Raw genomic sequence first — 26,577 nt, forward strand, 5'->3', positions numbered from 1 at the left:
TTAAATATAATTTTGCCAAGCTTGTTTCTTGAGCGCTTTTTCGGCAGCTTGAACTTCAGCTTCCTGTTTGCTTGAGCCGATAGCTTGAGCCATTAAAAAGTTTTTAAGATAAACACCCATTTCAAATTTTTTAGCGTGGTCTGGTCCGTGTTCTTGAATTATTTTATAGCTAGGGGTAATTTCAAATTTTTCTTGAGTGATTTCTTGTAGACGCGTTTTAGGATCAATGTAGAGTTTATTTTTTAAAATATAAGGCAATTCAATTAGAATATTTTTTTGGATAAATTGACTAACGATTTTAATTCCTTGGTCAAGATAGATGGCGCCGATTAAAGCTTCCATAGCATTGGCTAAAATAGATTCGCGGGCTTTGGAATTTTTATCTTTAGCCTCGCCCCTGCCCAATAATAAAAAATCATTAATTTTTAATTTATTAGCCACTTGAGCCAGCATTTTAGAATTAACTAAACTTGAACGCCAGTTGGTAAGATCACCCTCTGGATTATCATATTTTTTAAATAAAAATTCAGTTACAATTAATTCCAAAACAGCATCGCCTAAAAATTCCAAGCGTTCATTGTGGTTAAGTTCGAAATTATTATTTTCATTTAAATAAGAACGGTGAGTTAGGGCTTGAATTAGTAGAAAGTCTTGTTTAAATTTAATATTTAATTGTTTTTCTAAAAGATTATATTTTTTCATCTAGTTGAGGATTATTTTCTTGTAAATCACGGTAAATACTACCCAAAACACCGTTAACAAATTTACCCGAAGACGATCCACCAAAATTTTTTGCCAATTCAATAGCTTCATTAATAGCGACTTTGGGCGGAATAGTCTTGTCGTACATTAATTCATAAATACCAATTCTTAAAACATTACGATCGATAATTGTAATTTGTTCTAATGGCCATTCGGGAGCATATTTAACAATTTGGGCATCTAATTCTTTTAGGTGTTCAATAATGCCTTGCAATAAATCAAGCGCGAAATTATTTTTTTCTTCAAGGGTCGGTGCAAATTCAGTTAAATCTTTTTTAAGTAAGTCAGTCGGGTTGCCTTGTTGATTATTAAAGTCCCACTCATAGAGAGATTGCATAACGACACTGCGAGATAAATGACGATGAGACATAGATTTATTTTTTAAAAATTTAAATTAAAACAAAAAAGAAGATTATTTCTTCTTTTTTGCGGGAGTATTTTTTTTATCTAAATTTTTAACTTCAGCTTTTTCGTTTTTGGAGAGCTTTTTTAATTTAATGTCCAGAATTTTTTTGTCGGCATAAGTGCCACAAAATTTACAAACATGATGTGGTTTAACTGGGTGTTGGCATTTAGGACACGAAGTTAATTTAGTTGGTTTGAGTTTTAAATGTTGAGCGCGTTGTTTACGTTGAGATGAAGTTTTCTTTTGTTTGGGTACAGACATACTTATAAATTTATTAATTATCAAATTATTATAAATTATTTTTTATAAAATAGCAAGTGTGTAAAATTTAACAATAAATTAAAATGAATTTTTAAAAAATTTTATCCCCAGTTAATTCACACACTGTCCACCCTTAGGCATTTTGAAAATTTTTTATTTTGTGAGATAGTAGATGAATACATTAAATTATAAACAAAAATAAATTTTAATTTTAAAAACATGACAAAAGAACAATTGTGGCAGGGGGTTTTAGGCGAACTCGAATTAAATTTAAGTAAAGCCAATTTTACAACCTGGTTTAAAAATACTTTTATTTTTTCTTGGGATGAAACTAAAGGAGAGATCGTGATCGCCGTGCCTAACGCGTTTACGCAGGCTTGGCTAGAAAAAAAATATCACAAAGATATTAAAAAGGGTTTAACAAATGTTTCTAATCAAGACATTAAAAATGTAATTTATAAAATAGAGAATATTCGTCATTATAAAGAAATGAAAGAATTAGAAGGCCAGAAAATAGCGGAACCAACATTAATTGAGGATTCGGCTAGTAAAACTAGGTTGAATGCTTATGGTTTAAATCCTTATTATACTTTTGATAATTTTGTAGTTGGTAAAAATAATGAACTGGCTTATGCGGCTTGTAAGGCAGTAGCCGAAAAATCAGGCGAAAAATATAATCCATTATTTATTTATAGTGGCGTGGGTTTAGGTAAAACTCATTTATTACAAGCCATCGGTCATGCGATTTTAGAAAAAAACCCTAAAGCCAAAGTCCTTTATGTCAGTTGCGAAAAATTTACCAATGATTATATTCGAGCCATTCACGACAAAACCATTGATAGCTTTAAAAAATATTATCGTACCGTGGATTTGCTGTTAGTCGATGATGTGCAGTTTATGGCCGGCAAAGAAGGCACTCAAGAAGAATTTTTTCACACCTTTAATGAATTACATCAAAAAAACAGACAAATTGTGATCACTTCAGATCGTTTACCTAAAACCATTCCGGCACTAGAAGAACGGTTAATTTCACGTTTTGAATGGGGATTAATTACTGATATTTCCAAACCAGATCTAGAAACTCGATTAGCAATTTTAAATTCAAAATGTGAGGAGAAAAAATATAAACTCAGTGATGATATTTTAAAATTTTTAGCCTCAACTATTCAAACCAACGTTAGAGAATTGGAAGGGGCTTTAAATAAAGTCATTGCTTATCATAATCTTTACAATTTAGAACCAACCCTAGATTCAACTAAAAATATTTTGTCGAGTTTAAAAGCCAAGCCACAACGTGGTGCTTTAACTCCTCGCCAGGTGATTAAAACCGTTTCTGATTTTTATGAAATTAAACCGAATGATTTATGTTCTAAAACACGTAAAAAGGAAGTGGCCATGCCAAGACAAATTGCAATGTATTTATTACGTGAAGAAGTGGGAACTTCTTATCCCAGTATTGGTCAAGAATTGGGCGGACGTGATCATACGACTGCCATTCATGCTTATAATAAAATTAAGGAAGCTGTCGAAGAAGACGGTCGAGTTAAAGATGATATCGAAATGATAAAACAGAGACTTTATAATACTTAGGTCGTAGTTTTGAGAGATTTATTAAAGAAAACCAAAGTTAAAATTCTAAAAGTATAAAAATAAAAAGCCCGTCTGCCGATTCGGCGGACGGGTTTTGGGATTGGGTTTAGATAAATATGTGTTTATGACTCAGTTTTCTAAATTAAACTTGTTCTAAAGCCAAAATTAGATTATAATAAAATCATCTATGTATATCATTAAAGCTTCAGGCGAAAAAGAAAAATATCAGCCTCAAAAAATTGTGAGGACAATTTTACGTGCTGGTGCAAATAAAAATTTAGCTCGAGAAGTTATCCAAAAAATAGAACCTTTTGTGTATGAAGGTATGTCGACTAAAGAAATTTTAAAATTAGTGCGTAAATTTTTAAGCCAAAAAGAAAAAACGGTTGCAGCCAAGTATAATTTAAAAAAAGCGATTATGCAACTTGGCCCCACTGGTTTTAATTTTGAAAAATTAGTTGAAAGAATTTTACAAAAAGAAGGTTATCAAACCTCGACGCCACTTGTCACACAGGGAAGATGCGCTCAACACGAAATAGATGTGATAGCTAAAAAAGAAAATTCAATTTATGATATTGAATGTAAATATCGCAATGCGCGTGGAATTTATGTTGGATTACAAACAGCCTTATATGTTTGGGCACGTCATCAAGATTTGGTGGGGGGCTCTCAAAATAAAAAATGTCCTAAATTTACTCAACCTTGGTTATGGTGCAATACGCGTTTTTCTAGTCAGGTTATTCAATATGGCGGTTGTGCTAAAATGAAGTTAACTGGTTGGGATTATCCAGCAAAAGAAAGTTTGCGTGATTTGTTAGAAAAAAACAAATTTTATCCCATTACGGTTTTAACTTCTTTATCACAAAAAGATAAGGCAAATTTATTTAAAAATAATATAATTTTAATTCAAGATTTGTTAAACCAAGATTTAAAAAAAATTCAAGTAAAAACAAAAATTGATTTAAATAAATTAAAAAATTGGATTGATCAATCTAAAAAAATATTAAATTTAAAATAAAAATAAAACATTTTAAATATGCCAACCCAAAATTTTTTTAAGGACGAAAGCCGAAAGAAAAATCAACAATTACACGAAAAACTAGGAGATATTAAAATAAAAGAAAAAGAACGTGTAGTTCAAACGCAAGCAGTTATTTTAGGTATAAATTATATTAATTTAGTTGGTTTTGCTATTTCCGATGAAGCTTTAAGAATTCTCCCAAAAGATAAAGCCGAAACATTAAAAACTATTTGTTTTTTATTAGAAAATAAAGAATTGCGTTTGGCTACGGTTGATTCGACTAATGTGGCTGTTCAAGATTTGGCCCAAGAATTAAGTCGACAAGGTTATCATGTTGAAATTTATTTAACTTCGCAACATTCTTTCGACAAGGCTTTACAGTTATATGAGCGTTTGCCTAAAATTAAAGAAGTCACCGTGGGGGTAAAAATTAGCCAAAATGATTTTGAGTTATATAAGAATAAAATTAAAAAATTAAGTGATGTACAGGCTGAAATTCAGGATGCTGACATTTCTAAAATTGTAACCGTAATTATTGCTGCCGCGGTCCAAGCTGAGGCCTCAGATATTCACGTTGAAGCTGAAGAAAAAGATATTAAATTGCGTTATCGTATTGATGGTGTTTTACAAGATGTTGCAATTTTAGATAAAGAATTGTGGAAAAATTTAAATTCTAGAATTAAATTATTAGCCAAACTGAAAATTAATATTATCGACCAACCTCAAGACGGTCGGTTTAGTATTTTTTTGCACGATCAGAAAATTGACGTCAGAGTTTCATGTTTGCCAACTAATTTTGGTGAAAGCGTGGTGATGCGTTTATTGACGGGGACAGCCACTAGTGTAGAATTTGAAAGCTTAGGATTAATTGGTCAAGCCTTTGAACAATTATCACAGGAAATTAAAAGACCCAACGGGATGATTTTAACCACTGGGCCAACTGGTTCGGGTAAAACAACAACCCTATACGCTATTTTGAAAAAAATTAAAAATTCACAAACTAAAATTATTACTTTAGAAAATCCAATCGAATATCAGCTAGATGGTATTAGTCAAAGTAATGTAGATATAGATAAGGGTTACGGATTTGCTGATGGTTTAAAATCAATTTTACGTCAAGATCCAGATGTGATTATGGTCGGAGAAATCAGAGATTATGACACGGTTGATACGGCTATTAACGCAGCCCTAACCGGCCATTTGGTTTTATCGACTTTGCACACTAATAGTGCTGCAGCAACTATTCCGCGTTTTTTATCGATGGGAGCTAAGCCATTTTTGTTGGCCCCATCTTTAAATGTTATCATTGCGCAACGTTTAGTTAGGCGAGTATGTGAAAAATGTAAACAAGAAATCCAACTATCAGAAGCTGATTTAGAAAAAATTAAAAAAATTTTACAATCCATACCAGAAGCTATGCGCCAGGGAATTGATTTAGAAAATTTAAAGTTTTATCATGGTCAAGGTTGTGAAAGTTGCCAAGGAATCGGTTATAAGGGTCGAATTGGTATTTATGAAGTTTTGACTATGAATGAAGAAATCGAAAAAATGGTTTTGAACGAAAAAGTATCAGAATATGATATTTTAAACATTGCACAACAAAACGGTATGGTGACGATGGTGCAAGACGGCTTATTAAAAGCTTTACAGGGTGTTACTTCAGTAGAAGAAGTTTTCCGAGTAGCTGAATAAAAAAGTCGCACACTGTGCGACTAATGGAATAACTTAGTGATCCCTTTTAAGATCCGTGAAAATAAGTTTACACGTTTGATTGGAATAACTGGTTGATGGTTGATTACGGCTTGTTCCTTCATTATTTCTTGTTTAACTTTTTTGTCTAACCATTCAAGACAAATGAAGATATTGTAAATAGGTAAGCCGTGAAGCTGTGATGGGTGTTTATTTTCGAGAATTTTGTAAAATTCGAGATTAGACCATTCTTTTTTATACTTTTCTACCCACGAGTTAACAGCCCGTCGAACATACAGAAGATCTTTCGGGTCTTTGGCTTGCCGTATTCTAGTTTGAATTTCTTGAGATCCTTGGAATAGAAATTGCCAAAGGGTTTCTCTGCCAAAGACTATCCAAATGTTGGCTAATCTAGCCATGGCTAAATCGAGAATTTTTGCCGACGATTCGTCTATATTAATCGTGCATAGAAATTCCGAATGAGAATCTGTCATTTTATTCCCCCTTAGTAAAATGTGCAAAAAATTTTCCCTGCATGGGCCTGCACTCAAGAGAATTTTTGTTAGGAGAAGTCGAGGTATAAACCCAGAGGAACCCTGACAAAAACCCCCATGCTTGTCGTGAGTGCAGACTTATACAGGGAAAATGAAATTAATTTATTAACTTACTTTATATCCTAGCATAAATAAAAAATCTTGTCAAGGGTATAACTCTCTTTTTTATACACATGGATAAACTTAACAAAAAAACTCCTGTAACCGATCAAGACGATGCAATTTTAGATGCGACTTTGAGACCACAAAAATTGGTAGAATTTATTGGTCAAAATAAAATTAAAAACAGCTTAGGAATTTTTTTGCAAGCTGCCAAGGCACGACATGAAGCAATTGATCATATTTTAATTCATGGCGGACCAGGTTTAGGTAAAACGACTTTGGCTAACATTATAGCCAAAGAAATGGGTGTTAATATTAAGTCTATTGCCGGACCAGCCATAGAAAAAACTGGTGACGTGGCTGCTTTATTAACTAATCTAGAAGAAGGCGATGTTTTATTTATTGATGAGATTCATCGTTTACCCAAGGTAGTGGAAGAAATTTTATATCCCGCCATGGAAGAATATTTTTTAGATATTGTTTTAGGTAAAGGGCCCAGTGCACAAACCTTAAAATTAGATTTACCCAAGTTTACACTAGTTGGAGCAACAACGCGGGCGAGTTTATTGTCTTCGCCATTACGTGATCGTTTTGGTATTGTTTATCATTTAGATTTTTATCAAGAGCCTGAGGTGCAAGATATTATTAAGCGTTCAGCTAAAATTTTCAATGTAGATTTAGATGTACCAGCTGCCGAAGAAATTGCTCGACGCTCTAGACGGACGCCTAGAATTGCTAACCGTTTATTAAAACGCGTGCGAGACTATGCTCAAGTGAAAGCCGATGGTAAAATTAATCATGATTTGGCGCGTCGAGCTTTAGCCATGATGGAAATAGATGAATATGGCTTAGATGAAGTCGATCGTCAAATTTTACAAACTTTGATTGAAAAGTTTCAAGGTGGTCCGGTGGGTTTAAAAACTTTAGCCACAGCTACACATCAGGACGTAGAAACACTAGAAACCATGTATGAACCATTTTTAATTCAACTTGGTTTTTTAAATCGCACTAGTCGTGGTCGATTAGCGACGGGATTAGCTTATCAACATTTGGGTTATCAACAACCGGCTCAACTAAATTTATAAATATGCAACTTAAAGATTTTGATTATGTTTTACCACCAAAACTAATTGCTCAGCAACCAATTCGGCCGCGAGATCACTCGCGACTTTTAGTTTTAGATCAAAAGACACATAAAATTAAACATCAATATTTTTATGATTTACCGCAATTTTTAAAAGCAGGCGATGTATTGGTTTTTAACAATTCCAAAGTGATACCGGCACGTTTATGGGCACAAAAATTAACTGGTGGTAAAGTTGAAGTTTTGCTTTTACATCAAATAAATAATAAAACTTGGGAGGTTTTATTGGGTGGAAAAAATTTAAAAGCTGGCATGATTTTAAATTTGAATAAATTTAAACAGCGTCAAATTGAACTTAAGTTAATTAAAAGTTTAACTCAGGGGCGGTGGCAAGTTGAATTTAATTTAACTTCACAAGCTTTTAAAGTTTTTAGAGCTAAATACGGAATTGCGCCAACGCCACCCTATATTAAACGTTTATCAAATTTAAAAGAGTATCAAAATATTTATGCTCAGCCAGAAGGGTCGACAGCTGCGCCAACAGCTGGTTTTCATTTTACTCAACAATTAATTGATAAATTAAAAAAACAAGGCGTTCAGTTAGAATTTGTAACCTTGCATGTGGGCTTAGACACATTTCGACCAGTTAAGGTTAATAAAATAGAAGATCATCAAATGCATTCTGAGCTTGCTGTTTTAAATAAAAAGACAGCTATAAAATTAAACCAAGCCAAAAAGGATGGTCGGCGAATTATAGCTGTGGGTACGACCACGGTGCGAGTTTTAGAATCAGCTTGGCAAAAAAATAAATTTCAGAGTTTAGAAAAATTAGTAGATATTTTTATTTATCCAGGCTATCAATTTAAAAGTTTAGATGGTTTAATTACCAATTTTCATTTGCCAAAATCGAGTTTGTTAATGCTAGTTAGCGCTTGGGTTGGTCGTAAGGTAATTTTACAAACCTATCAAACTGCTATTCAGAAAAAATATCGTTTTTTTTCTTTTGGCGATGCAATGTTAATTATTTAATTTAAAAAAGATAAAACCCGACTTTTGTGCCGGGTTTGTTTGGAGAGGTTATCGAAGACTCTCCTTGTTTCTTTGTTCGAGATAATTTAGCTCATTTGTGCAAGCTAACGGATCAACGTCAGTGATTTGAATCTGTCGATCCTTAATTTCGCGCCGAATATAATCAATGGCTGGTTGAACATCCCTCCAGTCCCATTCGTCTCTAACGACACGAAGAGAATCTCGGATGTCTTTAATGAGCGGATCTGAGTTTTTGCAACTAAGATCCAATAGTTTGTCGAGGTGTTCTTCTGACGTCCCGAGAGATTCAATTGGTACGCCAGCGGAATCAGCATAAGAAAGTATTTTCCAATACTCCTCAGAAACATCTTCATCGCTACACTTCGTTGTGGCTATTTTTATCCAACGATAGCCTTCGGAAATATAGCCCTTTTTTTGACACTCAGCGATTTTTTCTTTGGTGATTTCGAGGCTGTCGAGTTCGATCTGCGCCTTGTCGGCTAGAGAATAGAGATTTTCTATTCTTTCACTGACATTTTCTTCGAGGCACTTATCTTGAATCCATGCCCATTTATTAAGAATTTTTTTTTCATATTCTGTGGGGCTTGGCTTTCCGACTAAATCACAGGCACTTGTTATGCCGGCGATAATAATGATTATAAGTGTTATACCTATCAAAGCGGGTGTTACCTTGCGAATTTTCTTTTCCATTTTTCTCCTTTGTTTATTTTCAATATACAATCTACACTATTTTTATTTCTATTTACATCTTAGCATATATTTAATTTCTTGTCAAGAGTTGCTTTGTTTAAATATTTAAGCTATAATAATTTGAGATTCAGGCGCGATAGCCAAGTGGTAAGGCGACGGTCTGCAAAACCGTTATTCACGGGTTCGAATCCCGTTCGCGCCTCCAAAATAAAAAAAAACACCCCTTGGGTTTTTTACTAAATTTTTTGAAATAAATCTAACTTAACTCTATTCTAATTTTTTCTAATTCTAGGCCAAGATCAAGGCCTTGTTTTTTGTATTTAACTCCAATTTCGCTTATAATTTGATATAAATTTTCTCCACGGGCTACGCGTTGCTGAATTTCGACTTTAATTTTTTCGGTGATTATTTCCTTATATTTATTTTCTAATTCAGAGCTAGGCCATTCTTCACGATTACTGTTTTTGATTTTTTCTAAAGCCAAAAGAATAATTTGATTTAAATCAATGGGTTCAGAAGAAATTTGATTTATATCGATTAAAATATCATTGACTTTTTTGCTCCAATTCAACCAATCAACATCAACGCCCTTATTATTTAAATTATTAATTTCAGAAATAACGTGATTAACGGCCTGATCTATTTTATCTTGCAAAATTATATGAGAAGATTCTCTTTCGTGAGCGCAAGTAACCATATTTTTAAATTTAAAATTATATTTTATTTTATTAAAAATAATCAAAGCTGTCAACTTTTTTAATTTTATAAAAAGCGTTATAATATAAGATTATGAATCAAAAAGATAAATTTATTATTATTGATGCTAATGCGGTTTTACATCGAGCTTGGCACGCCTTACCGCCACTTGAAACAGAGAGTGGTCAGGTTGTGAATGCAGTTTATGGTTTTATTTCAGTTATAATTAAAATTTTGCGGGAATTTAAGCCAAATTATATGGCGGCGTGTTTTGATATGCCAGGGCCGACTTTTAGACATAAAGAATTTAAAGAATATAAAGCGGGACGAGAAAAACAACCTGATGAATTTTATGAACAAATTCCAATCACTCAAGGCGTTTTAAAAGATTTTGATATTCAAGTTTTAGGTTTAAGCGGTTATGAAGCTGATGATTTGATCGGTTTTTTGTCTCACAAGGTTGATGGCGGTTTAGAAAAAATTATTGTGACTGGCGACATGGATGCTTTGCAATTAGTAGATAAATCAACTTGGGTTTATAATTTAAAAAAAGGTATCAGCGAAACTGAAATTTTTGATGAAGCCGCTGTTTTCGAAAGATATGGTTTTAAGCCTGAGCAATTAATTGATTATAAAGCTTTACGTGGAGATCCCTCTGACAACATCCCGGGAATTAGAGGAATTGGCAAAAAAACAGCGACACAATTAATTCAGCAATTTAGTTCATTAGAAGTTTTATATCAACAAGTTGAACAAGGTGAGGTTGAAGGTGTCAGTCAAAGGATTAGGCAAATGCTTTTAGATCAAAAGGATCAAGCTTTTTTAAGTAAAAAATTAGCCACCATTGTTTTGGATGTTCCTTTGGATTTTAATTTAGAAAATTTTAAAACTAAAAAATTAGATGTAGATAAAATTAGTGTTAAATTTAGTCAATTGGGATTTAAATCTTTGTTAAAAAGACTAGATGATGTCGTTGGTATTAAGCAGGAAAAATTGATTTAAATTTTTTTAATTATGATTATTTATCTGTACGGTCAAGATGATTTTCGAATTCATCAAGACTTACAAACAATCAAAAATAAATTTTTAAAACAAGTTGATCAATCGGGTTTAAATTTTAGTTATTTAGATGGCAGTGATTTAAAAATTGATCAATTTCGCCAAGCGGTTTTAGTTTCAGGTTTTTTAGCTAAGAAAAGAATGGTGGTAATTAAAAATTTATTAACCACAGGTCGGGATGAAAATTTAATAACTGAAATTTTAACTAATTTTAAAAAATTAGAACAGCAGGAAGATGTGGTGATAATTTTTATTCAGACCGATGAATTGAAAAATATTCGTACTCAGGTTAAAAAAGATCTTTTAAATAAATTGGTAAAAAGTCAGTACGCCAAAGAATTTAAATTATTAAAAAATAAAGATTTAATAAATTGGATAAAAAAAGAAGTTAGCCAACTCAAAGCCAAAATTGAACCGACTGCCATTGAATTGTTAATTAATTATTTAGGCAATGATTTGTGGAAAATTAATAACGAGATTCACAAATTAGTAGCTTATAAAAGTGGTCAAATTATACAATCAGTAGATGTGGAATTGATGGTTAAAGCTGATTTAGATGAAAATATTTTTAATTTAACCGATGCCATTGCTAACCAAAACAAGAAGCAATCTTTAAAATTAATTCAACAGCAATTAACGGATAGTGGTGCTTGGTTACGAATTTTAAATATGATCAGTTATCAGTTTCGTAATTTAATTATTTTAAAAAGTTATTTAAATGAACATGGCTATAGCAATCAATATGGTTTAGCTAAAGGATTAGGTTTGCATCCGTTTATAATTCAAAAAAGTTTAAATCAAGTTGATAAATATTCTTTGCCACAATTAAAAAAAATCTATCATCAGCTTTTAGAGATAGATTTACAAATGAAAACTAAGAGTTTGAATCCAGAGGTTTTATTAGATAAATTGGTAGTCGAGAATTAGTTTTTATTCAAACAAAAAAGCAATTCAATCAAGAATTACTTTTTTTATTTATCAAAATTATTTTTTCTTGTCAGTTTTATTAGCTTTTTTCATTAAGCCTGATTTTTTGCGAGCGGCCGTGTTTTTTTTAAAAACATTATTTTTGGCAGCTTTATCAATAGCCTTTTGGGTTTTTTGCATCCATTCATTAATTTTGGATTTATCACTCTGATCAATAGCTTTTAATGTTTGTTTAACTAAATATTTGATATTAGCTTTAATATCTTTATTGTGTTGTGTTCTTTTAATCTCTTGACGAAGAGACTTTTTAGCTGATTTTGATTGTGGCATACTATATTAAATAAAAATTAAAAATTAAAAATGTTAAGCCAGGTCGTCATAAATATCCTCTTCGTAGTTATCTTCTTCTTCGGCTGGCATTTCATCTAGAAGTTGAGCTTCTTGTTTAATAATTTCATCCCAGGTTTTATCACTTTGACCGGTCAAGGCTTCAAATTTGGCTTTAAAATTATCATTAAAATCTTTAATTAATTCAGGTTCTTGCTCAAAGATTTCATTTAATTTTTCTAGCACACCTTCTGGTAAAATAGGTAAAAAAACAAGAAGGTCATTTTGATCTTCTGGCGAAACCTGCGATGTACTTAAGGTCTGTTCTATTTTTTTTAATGCTTCAGACATCCTCCTAAATCAATAATAATTAAGCAGCTTGTCGATATTTACGTTCGATAAGGTTGGGGTTTCTTTTCTCGTTATCACATTCATTTGTTATAAAAGCAGCAGCTATAGCCAAGTTTTCAGATTCTTCTCTAATAAAAGCTAAATTAGGCTCATGTTCATGAGTTTCTTTGTTGGCAATTTCTTCAATTTGTGGATTATATGTTTCTGACATATTTTTTGTTATCCCCAGTTAAACGACCTTTAAGTATATTATAATACATTAAAGATTTTTTGTGAAGGGATTTAATTAAACAAGGTGTTAATTAAATTGATACACCATCTTACACCCGATCTAAATTCTTGTCAAGGGGTAAGCGGGGGATAATGTTAAAAGATGTCATTCTAAATCCGCCTGGAGTGGATGAAAGAAATTGTCATGCTGAACTTTAGTCAGCCAAATCGGAGGATGTTTCAGCATCCGTTAGTATGGGAAGTGTCATGCTGAACTTGTTTCAGCATCTGTTAACGCTTAAAATATTGATTCTTAAAAAACGTTTTTTTTCGACCACAGATCCCTGAACTGAATTCAGGGCAGGCTCTGAAATAAATTCAGGATGACAATTCAAGCGTTTCTATAATGTTCGACCCAGATTTAACTAGATAAAAATAAATATTGATTATAATATTGAAATTAATTTATAGCTTTAATCAAAATATAATTTATGCTATAATAAACCCATGTTGAGTTTTATCAAGGGTAAAATTAAATTTAAAGATGAGCGGAGTGTAATTATTCAAACCGGAGATTTAGGTTTTGAAGTTTATTTAACAGAGCCAATTTTAAAGGAATTAATTTTAAATCAAGAAGTGGAATTATTTACTTATTTGCATACACGAGAAAATATCATGGAATTATATGGATTTATAAATAGGCTAGAAATGAATTTTTTTGAAAAATTAATCGAAGTGCCAGGCATTGGACCCAAATCAGCTTTAAGCGTTTTATCATTAGCCAGTCCAGATGAATTAATTGAAGCTATCAATCAAGATAATGTTGAAATTTTAACCAAAGTTTCTGGTATTGGCAAAAAAACAGCGCAACGAATTGTGGTGGAATTAAAAACCAAATTAAATTCTAAATCTAAAATTTTAGATCAAACCGATAGCCAAACATTTGATGCCCTGCAAAAACTAGGTTATTCCGTGCAAGATATTCGTCAGGCGATCAAAGAAATGCCGACAGATGTTGAGGGTTTGGAAAATAAAGTTAAAGCAGCTTTGAAGATTTTGGGAAAATAAAGATTAAAGCATAAACCCGAAATTACAAATTCTAAATAAATTAAAAATTTAAAATTACAGATTCAAAACATGCAGGTTGTAGAAATTAAAAATCAACAAAAGTGGAATGAGTGGGTTGTCCGTGAGAGCGGACAATTTTTACAATCTTGGCAATGGGGAGAATTGCAACAAAAATTGGGTCGTCGGATTTGGCGTTTGGGCGTGCAAGCGGGAGATAAAATTTTAGGCGGGACTTTAATTATCAAACACGATTTGCCCTTTAACAAAAGTTATTTATATTCACCGCGTGGTCCAATTTTAAATCAAAAACAAGATTTGAAAATAAAAGAAATTTTAATAAATAAAATAAAAGAAATAGCTCAACAAGAAAAAGCCATATTTTATAAATGCGAACCTAGCGACCAAAATTTAATTGATCAAAATTTTAAAAAAGTTAAATCAGTCCAACCGGCCAATACTTTGATTTTAGATTTAAAATTAAGCTTGGAAGAATTATTAAAAAATATGCATCCCAAAACGCGTTACAATATTAAATTAGCTCAACGTAAGGGGGTTAAAATTGAAGAAGGTCGGGATATAAGTTTATTTTTAAATTTAATACATCAAACAGCCAAGCGTGATGAATTTAATCCGCATGCAGATGAATATTATCGGAAAATATTTCAAGAATTTAAATATAATCAGGGATCGGGTTTCAAATTATTTATCGCTAAATTTCAAGATCGGGTTATCGCCACCAATTTGATTATGTTTTTTGGCCAGACAGTTACTTATGTACATGGTGCGAGTAGCAATCAAGATAGAAACGTAATGGCACCATATTTATTACAATGGCAAGTGATTAAACAAGCGCAAGAGCAAGGGTTTAAATATTATGATTTTTGGGGCATTAATCCGAGTGATGTCGGTTTGGGCTATTTGAAATCTTGGCAGGGGATTACGCGTTTTAAAACCAGTTTTAGTGGACAAGAAATAAATTATCCTGGCACATTTGATTTGGTTTTAAAACCAGCTTGGTATCGGTTATATAATTTAATAAAAAAAATTAAAAATTAATCTAGCCTCCATAGTTTAATGGATAGAACAAAGGATTCCGGATCCTTAGATCCAAGTTCGATTCTTGGTGGGGGTACCAGAGATAACAGATAACAAGTAACAGCTAACACCTAATTTTAATTAGGTTCTCACCCAGAGGGTGATCAGTCTTTGGCTGAGATTCTTGGTGGGGGCATCAGAGACAATTTACAATCTACAACTCGCAACAGATGATAGACATAAAGTCCATTTTGGTGGATTTTTTTATTTTATTTTTTTAAATGTTTATTTATCCCGTTGACTTGTCGATTCGGCGGATAGGACAAACAAGAGTGAGTTTCTAGAAAATAAAAAGATTCAGTCATTAATAATGAGGCGGATTTTAAAAACCTTGACAAGAAATTTAATATATGCTAAGATATTAACAGAACTTTGATATTAAAAAATAAAACAACGGCAACAATAAAAACAAAAAAAACAGGAGGAAAAAATGAAGACATTCATTCTTTGGATGTTGGTCGTGTTTTCGGTATCGGTCACTGTATTTGGTTACGATGTAATTGACCGCGATTTGGGACTCGGCGATCCAGGTCTTAAATCTGCAGTGCCAGAATCGGCAGTTTCGGACACTGAATCCACTACTCAGCCAATCACCTCTTTCAGTGCATTGGTCAGTAAAGAAATGACCGATAGCGAAGAAACGGAAGAGGATATAGAAGACACGATGTTTTTCGTGGAAGAAGAAGAAACATTAAGCGATGGAAGTGTCCTCAATGCCCAAAACTTTTTAGGTATTGATTTCGGCACCGGCGCCTCATTTGCTCCATCGAAAGATTCGCCAGAATATGAAGAATGGTCTAAGACAGTGAACGAAAATTTCATTTTTTCTGTCGAGGTTTCTAATTTTTCCTTTTCTGACATTGAGGCCAGAATCACAGATCCAATGGATTTTGTTCCATTGGCCGGCGGAAGGGATGTTATTATTTTCCGATTAAGTTGGGAAAATTTAAATCTTGATAGTATCGCCGGATTGGGATTGAATGAAACAAAAAATTATCGCTGTCAAATGGCGGTAGTTGATCAGAGGGGCGCCAAAAACGGTTTAAAAATCGTCGAAGTGCCTGTCTGGCAAGCTTTTCGTTCGCCGGCGCCAGACGATTTACCGTTCGAAAAAACTGAAGGGGGATTTGAAGGAGTAACATTTTATGATGTTTACTTCCGAGCCCCAAAGGGAGTTCATGCTATTTGGGTTCGTTTTTTAATAAACGGAACCAACATGACTGAATCGCTTTGTGATGTTCCCGTGGCGTAACACCGCCATTCAAGGGGGCGAATTTTCGCCCCCTTTTTTATTTTAATAATATTGACAAACAATTTTATTTATGCTAGGCTATAAATAGTTCGTTCTTTAAAATGTTTATAAAAAATGAAAAATAAAACCAAGGAGGAAAAATGGCGAAAAAAGATCAGGGAGGTTCATATGGAGGCGGTGGTATAGAATTTACATCGAAAAAAGAAGAGAGACCATCCACCAAACCTTATACACAGAGACCACCAAATTCAAATCTTGGCATGAGTACGGCGTATAAGATATTATTAATGCCACTCATTTTATTGGTTGTGGCGTTGGTTGCCTTTGTGACTATTAAAAGTCCACAACACGATTTCTTTTCTTTTTTTAAGAAAGGAATTAATCAAGCACCGCCACCCGAAATAATCATGAAAATGAAACAATCGGCCGAATCAAATCAACCGATTTCTCAAAATTCTATGGGTCGGCAAGAACAACCTCTTCAGAACACGAAGGCCACATCGCAACATGATACGGTTGATACCATTAGCGATTATCTCAGCGAAGAAGAACTTGCTAGATGGATTGCCAGTAACATTCCTAAAGAATTTCATTTTTTGGCTAAACACTTGGTTGAAAATGGGTACAACAAGCCAAAGGAAATTTTAAAGGTCTTGATAGACGAAGGGTCTTTACAGGGGAGAGATATAGCAAGGTTGGTTGTCTTGTATGAAGGGTTGACTGATACTTCAGGAATTAAGTCCGTAGATAGTTTGATTTACGCATCTCAAAATGAAAATGAGAAAATAGAAATTGTTATCGATGAAATCGAGGATCCCGAGCTTCAGCCAACTGAGCAGAATCAACAGAGCGGGTATGTAACCATATTAAAACCCCTCAATCAATCAAAGACGGTTAATTCAGATAATTCTGGGGCGATGAATTCTCGCAAATCGGGCCGAGTGACTATTCTTCAACCACTTGTTTCGTCCGAAACACAATAGGGAGCTAAAAACGCCCCCTATTTTATTTTTTGTTTATTTTATTTTAACTCTGCCACAAGCCGTGTAAATTGCAATAAGTGCGAGCATTTATAACTTCACTTTTAGTGGTGAAATTAATCTCTGGTGCGTCTTGGAGTTGTAAATATTTGCGTCCAACGCGACCATCGGCAGTAATGATTTCAATCCATTCAATTTGATGTTCAGTGGTCATGGGATGAAGACTGGAGCCAATTTTAACTTTGACACCAGTTTGTTCTTCGCAAACTGTGGCGGGTAATTTTTCAGTTACTGGTACATGTTTTTCACCAAGTTCTGCATCTTGAGTTTGGGTTTGTAATAATTCCATAGGTTGGCCGCAACAAACCAATTCACCTTGGCCGGTGTGAATGACTTCGGTCATATTCCCACAGATATTGCATTTATAAATTTGATTTAATTGAGTCATCTTAATTTATTTACTTTATTAATACTCTTCGCATTTAATTTGATAATAGCTTTGAGGATGGTCACAAGATGGGCATTTAGTAGGAGGAGTTGTGCCAACATGCACATAACCGCATTCACGACACGTCCAAGCAATTTCTTGGTCTTTTTTAAAGATAGTGCCATTTTCTAATTGAGCTAAAACTTTTTTAAAACGCTCTTCGTGGTGTTCTTCTGCCTTAGCAATAGCGCGTAGACGATTGGCAATTTCTGGATGGCCTTCCTTTTCAGCAATTTTAGCAAAATCAGGATACATTGAAGTGTGTTCGTGATTTTCACCAGCAATGGCCGATTTTAAATTTTCAATAGTTGTGCCATAAACATTAGGCGAAGTCGCTTCAACCATAATTTCATTTTGATCACTTTTTAATTTTTGAATGTGTTCAAAAATGCGTTTAGCATGCACACGTTCATTGTCTTCGGTTAAACTAAAAATTTCAGCAATTTGTTCATAGCCTTCTTTTTTAGCAACTTTGGCATAATAGTTATACCGATTACGCGCTTGGCATTCGCCAATAAAAGCTTGAGTTAGATTAATTAGAGTTTGTGACATAAGATTATTATGTTAATAATTAATTAATATTTAATGTGGTGCAATAAATTTAACACCATATAAAATTAAAATACCTAAAATCAAAATTAATAAATTCAAAATAGATTTACGGAGATTAGTTTCTTTTTTAATTTCTGGAATTAAATCACAGGCCGCGATGTAAATAAAACCACCACCAGCAATCGGCAGGAGTAAACTAACAAAGTTTTCAACTTGTTGAGCTAAAAAAAAGCCAACTAGACCACCCATAATAGCTGTTAAGGCAGTTATTAAATTATACATTAAAGCTTTTTTCTTGGTCAGGCCACCATAAATTAAAACTCCAAAATCGCCGATTTCTTGTGGAATTTCATGTAAAATAATAGCTAGGGTGGTAATTAGACCTAATTTAAAATCAACTATAAAACTCGTAGCAATAATTAAACCATCAATAAAATTATGGACAGCATCGCCAATGAGGTTCATATAAGTAAAAGTGTGGATAGTACATTTAATATTATGGCAATGTCGCCAGTGGAGAATTTTTTCAATCAGAAAGAATAAAATAAAACCAAGCAAAACATAAATTAAAGATTTTTCGCAATTTAATAAATGTAGACTTTCGGGAATTAAATGTAAAAAAGCACCGCCCATTAAGGCACCAGCCGATAAGCCAATTAAGTAAAATAAAATTTTATCCAGTTTAGTGTCTGATAATTTTAAAAATAAAATACCCACCAAAGACAGGAGGCTGACAATTAAGGTAGCTAAGATAATAATTAATAAGACGGGCATAGTTTTATTTATTTTTTAAGGCCACAACTTTGACCGGCTAAATAACCAGTGCTCCAAGCGATTTGTAAATTATAACCACCAGTTGGTCCGTCCAAATCTAAAATTTCACCAGCTAGATAAAGATTATCAATAATTTTTGATTGCATGGTTTGCGGATTAATTTCTTTTAAATTTATACCGCCCGTCGTGATAATAGCCTTATCAAAGCCAGCTAGCGCTTGAATATTTAATTCAAATTCTTTTAAAAGTTTAATCAGTTTTTTTCTTTGTATTTTAGTAATAGAATTAACCGGTTGATCAGCTGGAATATCTGATAAATCAATTATAACTGGAATAAGTTTTTGAGGCAATAATTGATTTAAACTATTTTTAAATTGTTTGTTAAGCTGAGATTGAAAATCCCGTAAGATTCTTTTATCTAGGGTGGTGTAATCGATGGCCGGTTTAAAATCAATTTTAATTTTCAAATTTAATTTATTTAAAGGCAAATTATATTGGTTGGTATAATCAATAATTTTTTTACTTAAATTTAAAACAACCGGACCACTGAGACCTTCATGAGTAAAAAGTGCTTCGCCGAAAAGTTCGGTAATTTTGCGTTGGCGCCATAAACTAACATTTACATTTTTTAAACTTAAACCAGCTAAATTTTTAACCCAAGTTTCCTGAATTAAAATTGGCGTGAGAGCGGGTTGCGGTTTAATAATGGTGTGGCCTAATTTTTTTAACCAGGTATAGGCTTCGCCGTTTGAACCAGTCTGGGGATAAGATTGACCACCAGTGGCTAAAATAAATTTATCAGCTTGAACTATTTGATTGTTATTTAAAATTATATGTTGAATTGTATTATTTTTAATTATAATTTTTTTAACAACAGAATTGAGCTGAATTTTAACTCGCTGGTCAGCTAAAAATTTTTTTAAGCAATCAATAACATCTCGCGAAGCGTCTGAAGTCGGGAAGACTCTTTGACCGCGTTCAATTTTGGTTTTTAAACCTAATTGATTAAAAAAATTTATCAAATCATAATTCGAAAAATTATTTAAAGCTGAATACAAAAATTTACCATTTGATCCATAGTTGGCAATGAATTTTTTTAAATTTTTTTCAGCATTAGTTAAATTACACCGGCCTTTGCCGGTGATAGATAATTTAATACCCAAGCGATCATTTTTTTCTAATAAAACAACTTGCGCGCCTAATTGCGCTGCGCGGCCAGCCGCCAACATGCCAGCTGGTCCACCGCCAATCACGGCTAAATTGTAGTGAATAGGATTTGACATTTTAAATTAACTAAAAAGTCGATCATCGTTTTCAACATATTGACTCATAATTTTATAAGCCTCGTATAATTGTGGTTCAAGTTGTTTAACAATTCGGTTGAGAGTGCCTGGCGTATATTTATCTTCACGAAAAGCATAAGTCAAAACTTTAGTTAAAGCGCTTTCAAGGGTGGGGTTTTCTTGATGGAGTTTTTCTAATAAATCATTTTTAAAATCTTGACGATGAGGGTTATTTTCAATATCGATAAATAATAAATAAAAATTATTATACATCGGCGGTTCCTTGCCTTCTGGAAATTGTTTATTTTCCGGCTGAGAAATAAATTCGTCGTATGTTAAGGGTGAATAATTTTCTTTTTCGAAAGAAGGTAATTTTTCTGACATAAAATTAATTATAATTTATAATTATAGGGAATTCCAAGGCATCATCGTTAGCCGGCAAACCTGATGGATTGTCTTTTTGTAAAATTAAGGCTCCACGATCGCTATAAGCTGGAGGTTGGTCAAATTCAAGTGTAGCCGTGAAGGGAACCATGTTTTGAGTCATCCAATCGGATTGAGCAGTCGCAATGCCCTGGCTGATAATTAAACCGTCCCAATTAACCAAAACAATTGGGAAACTGGCTTCAAAAAACCAAGTGCCAGGTGCTTGACCTTTAATAAATAAAGGACTGTCGACCGTTTGGTTGGGAAGGGGGTAATCAAGTTGGATTAATTCGCCCTTTTCGCTTGGGTATTCGAGCTTTTCAGTAAAAATTTGTTCTTGCCAACGACATTGGCGAGGATAGCTTTCCATCACTGGATTGCCCAGCGCTACGCATTCTTCAAAGCTAGTTACCAGCTCAGGTGCTTTGGCTTGATTGACTTGCCAGATAATAATAATGGCGCTGACAGACAAAATTAAAATAATAATTAAAAGTGTTTTTTTCATAGGATTAAATTAATAAAATTTTTTTAAATGAAATATGTATTTTTGAAAATTCAAAATAAAAAATGATTACGCAATGAGTTTAATTTTTTTTCTCAATCATCAAGAGATAATCTCTGAATGTCGCCATGCAAGACTTCACCAGCAATAAATTTTAAAAGTAAATAAGGGACTGCGCAATTTTGACATTTTGTTTGACCGCCAAAAGTACACCCGCCCTGAGTTTTCCAAAGTTGTAAACAAAATTCCAATTCTTTGAGATATTTTATTTTTTCTTGGGCTTGTTCTTTTTTCATTTTTTAATTTTTATAACATCAGGGATAAGAGAAGTTTTCGTAGTGGAGTGGAGGCAAATATGGGTGTAGGCTTTTGGATAAAAACCGTAACCAGATATGCCGTGTTAGCTGATGTATTCCTTTTCTTTTGTCCGCCCGGGGCGGACTTGTTTTAAAAAAATTTCAAATTTCTTTTTACGTTTTGGGCGAAGGGCAGAGGGGTTAGGGGTGCCTACCCGCCTCTGGAGGAAATGCCCAAAAATCAAAACTCCTTATTTGTTTTTTCTTTGCCGTATCCTGTTCTTCAAGTACCTTTCAATCGCTTCTTTTGAAGTTAGCCAATTTCTGCCTTCTTTGTGTGCTTCTAACTTTCCTTGTCTGGCCAGCAAATTTAGATATTTTGCAGAAAAAGGTGTAGTTTTAGATATCTCAGTTAGTGAAACAAATTTTTCTTGTTTGGTGGTTGTGGGAGTTAAATTTTTTAGGTAAATATCAAGGGATCGCTCTATGGATTGAGCGATAAATTTTACTAGTGGTTCAAATCTACCACTATCCGCTTTATCCAGTACATCGTAATATTTTTTGCGGTCATTTTTTAATATAATCACCAACGGATAACCAGATTGCATCAGCAATAAATTCATCGTTAGGCGGGCGGTTCTACCGTTACCGTCAAAAAATGGATGAATATGGACTAATTTGTGGTGCAACAATGCAACCAGCTCAATAATGTTTGTCTTGCCTTTTTGTGAATTAAGCCAATTAATTAAACCTCGCATTTTTTGTGGTACTTGCAAGGCGTCCGGAGGCGTGTGTTTGGCTCCACCAATAACCACATTAGAGTTTCTGTATTTTCCCGCCCACTCTTTATCTGTTTTTTGGATAATAATTTGATGTAAATTTCGTATTAGTATTTCAGAAATGGTGTTCTTTTTGTTATTATCTATTAAGTCATACAAATATTCCAGTGCGGTTTGGTGGTCTTTGGCTTCCAAGTGGTCTTTTAAAGGTTTTCCTTTTATGGTTATACCTTCATTAATAACCAAAAAAGTCTCTTTTAAAGTTAAAGAGTTGCCTTCAATCGCATTGGAGTTGTAGGTCATTTCTATCTGAAATTTCTCTCGCAGTTTTTGTACCGCTGATTTAGGCAATGGGCGAAGCTTGTTGAGTTTGATCAGCTTTTCTTCCAAGCGTTTTTTTATAATAGGAGATAAATAAGTCATAGAATACTTAATATGGTTTAGTTAATTATTTACAGTATACCATATTAAGGAATTTGGTCAAATATTTAATGTTTTTGGGCAGAGGGGTTAGGGGTGCCTGCCCGCCTTTGGAGGGAATGCCCCGAAGCCATTTCGTTTCAGATAATTTTATAGTGTGCGTTTCTGCCCAGTCCGATTCTTTCTATCTTTTTCAATCTAAGTAAAACATTCAGTGTTTGTTTTACTGTTGTTCTGATGATTTTTGTATTATTCACGATATCACCCGTGCTCACTTCTTTTGCCTTTTCAATATATTGCCAAACAATTAGCTGTTTTTTGGACAGAATTTTTTCTATGTTTTCTTTTGATAGAAGTTCCACCGCCATTTGAGATTGCTTCAAAATAATATCTAAAAAGAAATCCAGCCAGTCAGCGATGTTCTCGTTATCTGTCCCAATAGTTTTTTGGCTGCGTCGCAAAGAGATATAATAATCTGGCTTATTGTCTTCCACCAATTTTTCATGAGAGACATAAGGAGCATACAAATATCCTGCTTTGAGTAAAAGTAGATTGGTTAGTACGCGAGATAGCCGTCCATTTCCGTCGCTAAAAGGATGAATTTTTAAAAATTCAACCAAAAAGTTGCCGATCACGAGTAATGGATGATATTTATTTTCCTCTAAAGTTTTTTGCGCCCACTCTACCAAATCGCGCATTTGACCCGGAGTAAGATATGCTGGCACGGTGTTAAAAAGAATGCCGACAGATTTTCCGGCCTTGTCTATCATGTGTACTTTATTTTCACTTTTTTTGTAATCGCCACGATGTTTTTCGTCTTTGTCCGCGTATTTTAGAAGCTCTTGATGAAAATGTTTGATTAAGTTCTCATTGAATTTTAAATTTTTCCACGAATTAAAAACATTTTCCAGCAGTTCATAATATCCTTGCGCCTCTTGTTTGTCGCGATTGGTAAATTTTTGGATGTTAATACCGCGCATTAGTTTTTCAATATCTTCATCAGATAGGCGAGAACCTTCAATACGAGTAGAAGCGCCGGTGGAAGTGATCAAAACCGAGCGTTTTAAACGTCCCAAAACCTGTGGACTTAGGCGCGCGCCAGTTATCCATCGTCCTTTTAATTCATCAATTTTTGCTATTTTAGAAACAGTAACAGAAGAAATTTGTTCAATTCGTTTGGAAAAGCTGTCTATAGGTGTATATTTTTCGGTTGTTTTTTTAGTGTTTTTAGCCATAAATTTAATTGGATATATCAACTATATCCAATTATATCCAATTAAAAATGTTTAGTCAATTTATTTTAGGTTTTAGAGAAAAGAAGTAAGATGTAAATTTCATTTTTTAAAATTTCTAATAATATTTTTCAATTCCTCCAAATCCAATTTGTTTGTTTATTTTAGTTTTGTTTAGAAAATTATTTAGTCTTTTTTTGAATTCTTCAGGACGTTCTCTCGCACTATCAATATAAGCAATACGAATTCTTTTGTAGGTATCAGAAAATGCTTTGTAATTTTTCCAAACTACTTCCTCTTTTCTTATAGCATTTACAATATCTTTTGGAAAAACAAACTTTTCTGAAGCAATTTCTTTTGCCTTTTCAAATACTGAAGCATGAATCATATCATTTTTTAAAAGCCATTTCATTCTCTCCTTATTTTGTTGAGAGTAGGTGCTTTTTGGGTTTCTTGGAGAAAAACGTTGGATACTACTATCTTTATTAAGAGATTTAATCGTGCTATCAATCCAGCCAAAACACAATGCTTCTTCTACTGCGTTATTGTATAAAATTTTTTCTTTCCCGGAAGATTTTTTTGGATACACCAACCAAATTTCTTTTTCTTTATTAAAATTTTTCTTTAGCCATTTACGCCAATTTTTTCTGTTCGCGACGTAGAGTGTTTTGGGTTCGCTCATTTGTTAGGTATATTGATTAAAATTTATAAATAAATCGTTTTCGGAGCCCTGCTATCTTAGTGGGATAAACTCCGTGTCTGTCTGTCTGTAGTTTTAATGGAAAAGGGATAGCCGTAAAAAGAAAAGCATATTTCATATAACATCGGGCTTAAGGGAAGTTTTTTGGTGAGGCAACCCACACCAAAAAATTTGGGTCGGAGAAACCTGCAAGGTTTCGGAGCCCTTTAAGCCCTGTTCTATTCGTCCGTTAGGACTTGATTTTTAGTGCAACGATGCCGAAGGCAAAAAATCAAAGTAATTTCAGGGGCGTATTCAATCAAGCGAACACAGTGAGCGATTAAGAACAAGTATCAAGGGGCAATTTTCAGTCCGTCGTAGGGGGAATTCCGTTTATTTTTTGCTTTTTTTTCTCTAAAAAAGAAGATTTGTTTTAAATTTCTATTTGAAATATTGCAATAATTAACATAAGAACACATGTCAAGGCAAGCGTATAATAATAAAGCCAAGATTGTTTTTTATTATACAGATAATAAATAATTCCAAGAGTCAACATTGTAATTATTATTCCAGCAATCCAAGGTGTTTGATATAAAAATAGACCTATTGTAATGAACAAGGTCATTAATGGAACTGTCATAAAAGTTGACTTGTAAATATCCTTTAATTTTAACCGAAAGAAAAAATAAGAGATTGCCATAATAATAACAAGAAATGAAATATGTAACAATGGTGGAAGCCAGAATAATTGCGAATCAGGATTAAAAGGCATAAATAACCCAATAATCCTTCTAATTGTATTTTGATAAAGAGCATCAAAAAGGAATGTTAGAATTAGCAAAATATATCCGAAAACCGCTATGGCTAAAGCTGATAAAAAACCTTTAATCAAAGGATTCCTAAAAAAGTGCTTTAATTTTCTCATTTTATATTACCTTAATACTATATTGAATGGTTTAGTATAAATAATTTCCTATCTATATTTTTTATTATATTTTGAATTCCCCCCAGTCGTTTTTGTTTTTAGAAAATTGCCCCCGTCGTTAGCCCCTGAAATTATTGAATAGAACGTTAGGGATATACGAAGTTTTTCTGGAACGAAGTGGAAGAAAAATTTGGGTGAAGCCCGAGCCGAGGGCTGAACCGTATATCCCTTGTTATACGAGGGTGAGCGAGGAACGAGCGAAAGCGCAGCGTCCCCTTGCGTATTTTGATGACGGCTCTACTCCACATACTTTTTGATATCATCTAATAATAATTCAAACTTATTATATCCTGCTTTTTCATTAAAGTGTCCTGCATTTTTTATTTCTACAACTTCACAATCTAATTTTTTGGCAAGTTCAGTAGCTTTTTTTATTGGCACATAAGGATCATTGTCGGAATGATAAATATGGAATTTTTTACAATTCTGTTTAATCTTTTCCCAATCAAAACTTCTATCAGTAAATGTTTTGTTGATTCCATCAAAATCAGAATTGCCTAATAATCCAAGAAAGCCAGAAATAAAAAAAGCGGATTTGACAGGTTTATCTAAATTTTCAAGTAAATCTAATAAAAACGCAGGACCTAAACTATGACCGATTAAAATTGTGTTTTCGTTTACATGTTGTTTGTAATTCTCAAATACTTTTTTCCAACTTTTCAAAGATTGATTTTCAGGAGTTGGAAATTCAGGAACGAAAACATCACATTTTAACTTTTCAAGTTCAGATTTTAACCACGGAATCCAATTTTCATTTGGATTACCATACGAGCCGTGAATTATAATTATATTGGTCATAGTTTATAAAAAGTTAAAGCAGGATATAAATTTATCGGAACAAACGTAGTCATCAAAATATGTCGTATAACGTTTACGCATCATCTGAAGTTTTCATCCCGACTTAGCGGAATAAACTTTTGCTTTCAGGCTATGCTTTGTTTAATTATCTCTACCCAAACCTTCATCAGACTAAGGGATGAAAATTTGG

General features: G+C 33.2%; 32 protein-coding genes and 2 tRNA genes. 13 read left to right on the top strand and 21 right to left on the bottom strand.

Features of this window, described 5'->3' with window-relative positions; all coding sequences use genetic code 11:
- Genes rnc through rpmF form a run of 3 tightly spaced genes read right to left on the bottom strand, consistent with a single transcriptional unit; the run spans position 1 to position 1,429 of the window.
- A complete protein-coding gene (rnc, locus tag PHS07_02990) occupies positions 1 to 702 on the bottom strand; it encodes a ribonuclease III (GenBank protein MDD4607271.1) in 702 nt (233 codons plus the stop codon).
- Positions 689 to 1,132, bottom strand: coding sequence for a transcription antitermination factor NusB (nusB, locus tag PHS07_02995; protein MDD4607272.1), 444 nt, complete (start codon positions 1,130 to 1,132; stop codon positions 689 to 691). The genes rnc and nusB overlap by 14 nt, the downstream gene beginning before the upstream one ends.
- A 42-nt stretch (positions 1,133 to 1,174) precedes the next feature.
- On the bottom strand, positions 1,175 to 1,429 hold the full coding sequence (gene rpmF, locus PHS07_03000; protein MDD4607273.1) for a 50S ribosomal protein L32: 255 nt from the start codon (positions 1,427 to 1,429) through the stop codon (positions 1,175 to 1,177).
- Between the two features lie 219 nt (positions 1,430 to 1,648).
- Between rpmF and dnaA the strand changes: the two genes are divergently transcribed.
- From dnaA to PHS07_03015, 3 genes are all read left to right on the top strand, one after another.
- Entirely contained in the window at positions 1,649 to 3,019 is a 1,371-nt protein-coding gene (gene dnaA, locus PHS07_03005; protein ID MDD4607274.1) for a chromosomal replication initiator protein DnaA, read from the top strand.
- Between the two features lie 187 nt (positions 3,020 to 3,206).
- Positions 3,207 to 4,037, top strand: a complete 831-nt coding sequence (locus tag PHS07_03010) for an ATP cone domain-containing protein (protein ID MDD4607275.1) — start codon at positions 3,207 to 3,209, stop codon at positions 4,035 to 4,037.
- Between the two features lie 18 nt (positions 4,038 to 4,055).
- A complete protein-coding gene (locus PHS07_03015) occupies positions 4,056 to 5,732 on the top strand; it encodes a GspE/PulE family protein (GenBank protein MDD4607276.1) in 1,677 nt (558 codons plus the stop codon).
- A 20-nt stretch (positions 5,733 to 5,752) separates the two neighbouring features.
- Here PHS07_03015 and PHS07_03020 read toward each other — a convergent pair whose 3' ends face one another.
- A complete protein-coding gene (locus tag PHS07_03020; GenBank protein ID MDD4607277.1) occupies positions 5,753 to 6,223 on the bottom strand; it encodes a hypothetical protein in 471 nt (156 codons plus the stop codon).
- 233 nt (positions 6,224 to 6,456) lie between these two features.
- On the opposite strand from PHS07_03020, the gene ruvB reads away from it, so the two are divergent.
- Together ruvB and queA are read left to right on the top strand one after the other, a co-directional pair.
- Positions 6,457 to 7,470: a Holliday junction branch migration DNA helicase RuvB gene (gene ruvB, locus PHS07_03025; protein MDD4607278.1), complete on the top strand. Its 1,014-nt coding sequence runs from the start codon at positions 6,457 to 6,459 to the stop codon at positions 7,468 to 7,470.
- Positions 7,471 to 7,472: 2 nt separating this feature from the next.
- On the top strand, positions 7,473 to 8,498 hold the full coding sequence (gene queA / locus PHS07_03030; protein MDD4607279.1) for a tRNA preQ1(34) S-adenosylmethionine ribosyltransferase-isomerase QueA: 1,026 nt from the start codon (positions 7,473 to 7,475) through the stop codon (positions 8,496 to 8,498).
- 48 nt (positions 8,499 to 8,546) lie between these two features.
- On the opposite strand, the gene PHS07_03035 is transcribed toward queA, so the two are convergent.
- Positions 8,547 to 9,209 carry a hypothetical protein gene (locus tag PHS07_03035; GenBank protein MDD4607280.1) on the bottom strand — a complete coding sequence of 221 codons (663 nt, stop codon included), beginning with the start codon at positions 9,207 to 9,209 and terminating at the stop codon, positions 8,547 to 8,549.
- 130 nt (positions 9,210 to 9,339) lie between these two features.
- Here PHS07_03035 and PHS07_03040 point away from each other — a divergent pair.
- Positions 9,340 to 9,414: transfer RNA gene (locus PHS07_03040), tRNA-Cys, on the top strand.
- Between the two features lie 51 nt (positions 9,415 to 9,465).
- On the opposite strand, the gene PHS07_03045 is transcribed toward PHS07_03040, so the two are convergent.
- On the bottom strand, positions 9,466 to 9,906 hold the full coding sequence (locus PHS07_03045; protein MDD4607281.1) for a hypothetical protein: 441 nt from the start codon (positions 9,904 to 9,906) through the stop codon (positions 9,466 to 9,468).
- 92 nt (positions 9,907 to 9,998) lie between these two features.
- Between PHS07_03045 and PHS07_03050 the strand changes: the two genes are divergently transcribed.
- Both PHS07_03050 and holA read left to right on the top strand, forming a co-directional pair.
- On the top strand, positions 9,999 to 10,907 hold the full coding sequence (locus PHS07_03050) for a 5'-3' exonuclease H3TH domain-containing protein (GenBank protein ID MDD4607282.1): 909 nt from the start codon (positions 9,999 to 10,001) through the stop codon (positions 10,905 to 10,907).
- A 12-nt stretch (positions 10,908 to 10,919) separates the two neighbouring features.
- Positions 10,920 to 11,891, top strand: a complete 972-nt coding sequence (holA, locus tag PHS07_03055) for a DNA polymerase III subunit delta (GenBank protein MDD4607283.1) — start codon at positions 10,920 to 10,922, stop codon at positions 11,889 to 11,891.
- Positions 11,892 to 11,948: 57 nt separating this feature from the next.
- On the opposite strand, the gene rpsT is transcribed toward holA, so the two are convergent.
- Genes rpsT through PHS07_03070 form a run of 3 tightly spaced genes read right to left on the bottom strand, consistent with a single transcriptional unit; the run spans position 11,949 to position 12,780 of the window.
- On the bottom strand, positions 11,949 to 12,221 hold the full coding sequence (rpsT, locus tag PHS07_03060) for a 30S ribosomal protein S20 (protein MDD4607284.1): 273 nt from the start codon (positions 12,219 to 12,221) through the stop codon (positions 11,949 to 11,951).
- Between the two features lie 33 nt (positions 12,222 to 12,254).
- Positions 12,255 to 12,569: a hypothetical protein gene (locus PHS07_03065; GenBank protein ID MDD4607285.1), complete on the bottom strand. Its 315-nt coding sequence runs from the start codon at positions 12,567 to 12,569 to the stop codon at positions 12,255 to 12,257.
- 19 nt (positions 12,570 to 12,588) lie between these two features.
- Positions 12,589 to 12,780 (bottom strand): hypothetical protein, encoded by a 192-nt coding sequence (locus PHS07_03070; protein ID MDD4607286.1) that lies wholly within the window; start codon positions 12,778 to 12,780, stop codon positions 12,589 to 12,591.
- Positions 12,781 to 13,286: 506 nt separating this feature from the next.
- Here PHS07_03070 and ruvA point away from each other — a divergent pair.
- The 5 genes from ruvA to PHS07_03095 all read left to right on the top strand — a co-directional run bounded on the left by ruvA (position 13,287) and on the right by PHS07_03095 (position 17,177).
- On the top strand, positions 13,287 to 13,847 hold the full coding sequence (gene ruvA, locus PHS07_03075; protein ID MDD4607287.1) for a Holliday junction branch migration protein RuvA: 561 nt from the start codon (positions 13,287 to 13,289) through the stop codon (positions 13,845 to 13,847).
- A 69-nt stretch (positions 13,848 to 13,916) separates the two neighbouring features.
- The gene (locus PHS07_03080) at positions 13,917 to 14,903 is read left to right on the top strand and encodes a peptidoglycan bridge formation glycyltransferase FemA/FemB family protein (protein ID MDD4607288.1); all 987 of its coding nucleotides are present in this window, start codon (positions 13,917 to 13,919) and stop codon (positions 14,901 to 14,903) included.
- A 4-nt stretch (positions 14,904 to 14,907) separates the two neighbouring features.
- Positions 14,908 to 14,982, top strand: a tRNA-Arg gene (locus tag PHS07_03085).
- Between the two features lie 390 nt (positions 14,983 to 15,372).
- Complete coding sequence (locus tag PHS07_03090) at positions 15,373 to 16,194, top strand: hypothetical protein (protein MDD4607289.1); 822 nt, start codon at positions 15,373 to 15,375, stop codon at positions 16,192 to 16,194.
- Between the two features lie 140 nt (positions 16,195 to 16,334).
- Positions 16,335 to 17,177 carry a hypothetical protein gene (locus PHS07_03095; protein MDD4607290.1) on the top strand — a complete coding sequence of 281 codons (843 nt, stop codon included), beginning with the start codon at positions 16,335 to 16,337 and terminating at the stop codon, positions 17,175 to 17,177.
- Between the two features lie 43 nt (positions 17,178 to 17,220).
- Here the strand turns inward: PHS07_03095 and PHS07_03100 are convergent, their stop codons facing one another.
- The 12 genes from PHS07_03100 to PHS07_03155 all read right to left on the bottom strand — a co-directional run bounded on the left by PHS07_03100 (position 17,221) and on the right by PHS07_03155 (position 26,387).
- Entirely contained in the window at positions 17,221 to 17,622 is a 402-nt protein-coding gene (locus tag PHS07_03100) for a desulfoferrodoxin (GenBank protein MDD4607291.1), read from the bottom strand.
- An 18-nt stretch (positions 17,623 to 17,640) separates the two neighbouring features.
- Entirely contained in the window at positions 17,641 to 18,213 is a 573-nt protein-coding gene (locus PHS07_03105) for a rubrerythrin family protein (GenBank protein ID MDD4607292.1), read from the bottom strand.
- A gap of 30 nt (positions 18,214 to 18,243) precedes the next feature.
- Complete coding sequence (locus tag PHS07_03110; protein ID MDD4607293.1) at positions 18,244 to 18,987, bottom strand: ZIP family metal transporter; 744 nt, start codon at positions 18,985 to 18,987, stop codon at positions 18,244 to 18,246.
- Positions 18,988 to 18,995: 8 nt separating this feature from the next.
- Positions 18,996 to 20,270 carry an NAD(P)/FAD-dependent oxidoreductase gene (locus tag PHS07_03115; protein MDD4607294.1) on the bottom strand — a complete coding sequence of 425 codons (1,275 nt, stop codon included), beginning with the start codon at positions 20,268 to 20,270 and terminating at the stop codon, positions 18,996 to 18,998.
- A gap of 6 nt (positions 20,271 to 20,276) precedes the next feature.
- Entirely contained in the window at positions 20,277 to 20,654 is a 378-nt protein-coding gene (locus PHS07_03120) for a hypothetical protein (protein MDD4607295.1), read from the bottom strand.
- A gap of 4 nt (positions 20,655 to 20,658) precedes the next feature.
- Positions 20,659 to 21,201, bottom strand: coding sequence for a Gmad2 immunoglobulin-like domain-containing protein (locus tag PHS07_03125; protein MDD4607296.1), 543 nt, complete (start codon positions 21,199 to 21,201; stop codon positions 20,659 to 20,661).
- A gap of 92 nt (positions 21,202 to 21,293) precedes the next feature.
- Positions 21,294 to 21,494: a hypothetical protein gene (locus PHS07_03130; GenBank protein MDD4607297.1), complete on the bottom strand. Its 201-nt coding sequence runs from the start codon at positions 21,492 to 21,494 to the stop codon at positions 21,294 to 21,296.
- A 251-nt stretch (positions 21,495 to 21,745) separates the two neighbouring features.
- Positions 21,746 to 22,696, bottom strand: a complete 951-nt coding sequence (locus PHS07_03135; protein ID MDD4607298.1) for a Fic family protein — start codon at positions 22,694 to 22,696, stop codon at positions 21,746 to 21,748.
- Between the two features lie 137 nt (positions 22,697 to 22,833).
- Positions 22,834 to 23,928, bottom strand: coding sequence for a Fic family protein (locus PHS07_03140; GenBank protein ID MDD4607299.1), 1,095 nt, complete (start codon positions 23,926 to 23,928; stop codon positions 22,834 to 22,836).
- Positions 23,929 to 24,043: 115 nt separating this feature from the next.
- Positions 24,044 to 24,607, bottom strand: coding sequence for a YdeI/OmpD-associated family protein (locus PHS07_03145; GenBank protein ID MDD4607300.1), 564 nt, complete (start codon positions 24,605 to 24,607; stop codon positions 24,044 to 24,046).
- Positions 24,608 to 25,037: 430 nt separating this feature from the next.
- A complete protein-coding gene (locus tag PHS07_03150; GenBank protein MDD4607301.1) occupies positions 25,038 to 25,529 on the bottom strand; it encodes a hypothetical protein in 492 nt (163 codons plus the stop codon).
- Between the two features lie 297 nt (positions 25,530 to 25,826).
- A complete protein-coding gene (locus PHS07_03155; protein ID MDD4607302.1) occupies positions 25,827 to 26,387 on the bottom strand; it encodes an alpha/beta hydrolase in 561 nt (186 codons plus the stop codon).
- Between the last annotated feature and the right edge of the window lie 190 nt (positions 26,388 to 26,577).

The sequence above is a fragment of the Patescibacteria group bacterium genome, from assembly GCA_028707495.1.
Lineage (GTDB): Bacteria > Patescibacteriota > Patescibacteriia > UBA2591 > JAQWAS01 > JAQWAS01.